Origin of the sequence: Methylobrevis pamukkalensis (assembly GCF_001720135.1) — a bacterium.
Classification (GTDB): domain Bacteria; phylum Pseudomonadota; class Alphaproteobacteria; order Rhizobiales; family Pleomorphomonadaceae; genus Methylobrevis; species Methylobrevis pamukkalensis.
Map to the genome: position 1 here is coordinate 1 of NZ_MCRJ01000290.1, position 795 is coordinate 795.

A 795-nucleotide genomic window follows, 5' to 3' on the forward strand; every position below is an offset into this window, starting at 1 on the left:
CCTGCCGGCCGCCTGGTGCGGCATCGTCGGCTTCAAGCCGAGTCACGGCCGCGTCCCGGTCGATCCCTTCTATCTCGGCCGCTGCGCCGGACCGATGACCCGGACCGTGGAGGATGCCGCGCTGGCGATGGCCGTGCTCGCCCGGGCCGACCCGCGCGACGCCACCGCCCTGCCCCCCGAAGCGATCGACTGGACCGCGCTCGGCACCGACCTTGCCGGCCGCACGGTCGGACTGATGCTCGAGCCCGGCTGCGGCATGGCCGTCGATCCGCAGATCCTTTCCGCAACCGAGGCCGCCGCCCGCCATCTGGAGCGACGCGGCGCCCGGATCCGATTGGCGCCGCCGCTGATGGACCGGGCGATCCTCGACGGCATCGACGACTTCTGGCGCTGCCGGTCGTGGGGCGATCTTCGCGCCCTGCCCGAGGCGGCGCGCAGCAGGGTGCTGCCCTACATCCTAGCCTGGGCCTCGGCGGCCGAGACCATCTCCGGCGTGCGCGCGGTCACCGGCTTCAACCGGACCTACGAGATCCGCCGCCGCGCCGCCGCGCTGTTTGGCGAGATCGATCTCCTCGTTTCGCCGGTGACGCCGGTGCTGTCCTTCCCGGCCGAGGCCGCCTCGCCGCTGGACGATCCGCAGCGCCCGTTCGAGCACATCGTCTTCACCCTGCCCTGGAACATGGGCGAGCAGCCGGCGGTCGCGCTCAACGCCGGCCTTGCCCGCTGCGGCGCGCCGATCGGCGTCCAGATCGTCGGCCCGCGCCTTGCCGATCTTGCCACCCTTGCCGCCGCCCG

The 795-nt window shown here is 73.6% G+C and carries 1 protein-coding gene; it reads left to right on the forward strand.

What is annotated here, in order from left to right; all coding sequences use genetic code 11:
• The coding region (locus A6302_RS20580) for an amidase family protein (protein WP_245294188.1) at positions 1–795 on the forward strand (795 nt) is incomplete at both ends.